Raw genomic sequence first — 2,204 nt, 5'->3', positions numbered from 1 at the left:
GTTCTCGACGTACGCCACCTGGTGGATCCGCCAGGCGATCACCCGCGCCATGGCCGACCAGGCCCGCACCATCCGTATCCCGGTGCACATGGTCGAGGTCATCAACAAGCTCGGCCGTATCCAGCGCGAACTGCTCCAGGACCTGGGCCGCGAGCCCACTCCCGAAGAGCTCGCCAAGGAAATGGACATCACGCCGGAGAAGGTGCTGGAGATCCAGCAGTACGCGCGTGAGCCGATTTCGCTGGATCAGACCATCGGCGACGAGGGCGACAGCCAGCTCGGTGACTTCATCGAGGACTCCGAGGCCGTGGTGGCCGTGGACGCGGTGTCGTTCACACTGCTACAGGATCAGCTGCAGTCGGTCCTCGAGACGCTCTCCGAGCGTGAGGCAGGCGTCGTGCGGCTGCGGTTCGGCCTCACCGACGGTCAGCCGCGCACGCTCGACGAGATTGGACAGGTCTACGGCGTGACACGTGAGCGCATCCGTCAGATCGAATCCAAGACGATGTCGAAGTTGCGTCACCCCAGCCGTTCTCAGGTTCTGCGCGACTACCTGGACTGAGCTACCGGTCGTCAGCGGCGCGCGCGCACCTTGTAGGTCGCGGGCCACGACTCACGGGATTCATCGCCCGTGAGGGGCACTCCCGCGTTGCCGACGTTGACGTCGTACGCCTCCATCCCGGCACCGACCTCACGTTCGACCTTCTCCCGCGCCAGGTAGTACAACTCGTCGATGGCCAGTTCGCGGAACGCGACGAAGGTGGTGCGGCGGACGGTGTCCGGGCTCGAGGCAGCAGCGACCATCCGCTCGGTCAGCAGGCGCGACGCAACCGCAGCGCCACCCAGCAGCAGGAACGGAACCACCCAGTAGCAGACGAATGACAGCGGCGTCTTGGTGTCCAGAATCGTCGCGTCGCCCTGCACTATCGGCGGGATCGCCGATGACACGGTCATCCCGGCGAACGCCGCGATCCAGACCCACGTCAGCACCGTCGTGATGCGGCCGAACAGGTCGCTGGCGATCACCTCGGCGGGCTGCTCCCGTTCGGCGAATTCCCGTACGAACGGCTTGCCGATCAGAACCCCGACGAGTGCGACCAGAAGGATGCCTGCATTGCTGAGCGGCTGGATCCACCGTTCCATGAACGATTGGCTCACGGCTAACGTCAACACCGTCAACACCGAAAACGTGGCGATGGCGCCTATTTCAAGCGTCTTCCCCGATCGGCCCCTGACGCGTCCGACCGCGAACGACAACACGGCGACCGCGAGCGCGGCCAACACAGCGGTCGTGAATGGAACGTTGCCGACCAGTACCCAGTAAACGATCCACGGCGCAAGGCCGGCAAGAATTCCCACGGTGGGTCAGTGTAGGTAGGCCCCGTCGATCGTGTGCGCGAACCCGCCCGTCCATACAGGTCCCTCACAGGTTGGCGATATCGTCGAGCCATGCCCGACACCGTGAAAGCACCACCCGCCTGGCTGATCACCGGAATCGGCCGTATCCGCAGCGCACTCGACTTGGCGAGCCGGTCGACGGTTCCCGCCAACGTCGCACTCCTGGAGCTGGCCCAGGGCGCCTGGCTGACCCAGGCCCTCTACGTGGCCACGGAACTCGGCATCGCCGACACGCTCCGGGACGGTCCGCGATCGGCGGACGATGTCGCAAGACAAGTCGGCGCCGACCCCGATGCCACCTATCGAGTCATGCGAGCGCTGGCCTCCAATGGCGTGCTGAGGCTCCGCCGCGGTCGCTTCCGACTGACCCGGGTCGGGCAGGCCCTGCGCTCGGACTACTACGGGTCGATGGCGCCATTCATCCACATGGTGGGCAGCCCGGAACACTGGGAGCACTGGGGCAGCCTGCTGCACTCGGTGCGGACCGGGGACACCGCCGTCGAGAAGCTCAGGGGCGTGTCGATCTTCGACTACCTCGACACCAACCCCGAATACGCCGCCGTGTTCAACGACGCCATGACTGGCGTGTCCTCGGTGGCGATCGAAATGGCCGTTCCCCTATACGATTTCACCGACCGCAAGCTCATCGTCGACGTCGGCGGAGGCCATGGCGCACTGCTCGCCGCGGTGCTCGCCCAGGCACCAGAGTCGCGCGGAGTGCTGTTCGATCTGCCGTCGGTGGTCCAGTGCGCCGGAGCTGCGCTGGACGCGGCTGGAGTCGCCGAGCGATGCACCGTCACGGGTGG

General features: G+C 65.9%; 3 protein-coding genes. 2 read left to right on the top strand and 1 reads right to left on the bottom strand.

The window, feature by feature from the left end:
- On the top strand, positions 1-562 hold a 562-nt coding region (locus ACRDUX_RS12355; protein ID WP_526414275.1), incomplete at its 5' end, for a sigma-70 family RNA polymerase sigma factor.
- A gap of 11 nt (positions 563-573) precedes the next feature.
- Here ACRDUX_RS12355 and ACRDUX_RS12350 read toward each other — a convergent pair.
- A complete protein-coding gene (locus ACRDUX_RS12350) occupies positions 574-1,359 on the bottom strand; it encodes a hypothetical protein (protein ID WP_526414273.1) in 786 nt (261 codons plus the stop codon).
- Positions 1,360-1,449: 90 nt separating this feature from the next.
- Here ACRDUX_RS12350 and ACRDUX_RS12345 point away from each other — a divergent pair.
- Positions 1,450-2,204: methyltransferase (locus ACRDUX_RS12345; RefSeq protein WP_526414271.1), on the top strand; the 755-nt coding region annotated here is incomplete at its 3' end.

The organism is Mycobacterium sp., from assembly GCF_050701675.1.
GTDB lineage: Bacteria > Actinomycetota > Actinomycetes > Mycobacteriales > Mycobacteriaceae > Mycobacterium.
Note: the sequence above shows the minus strand (reverse complement) of the source record. Positions and strands in the feature narration are given on the sequence as shown.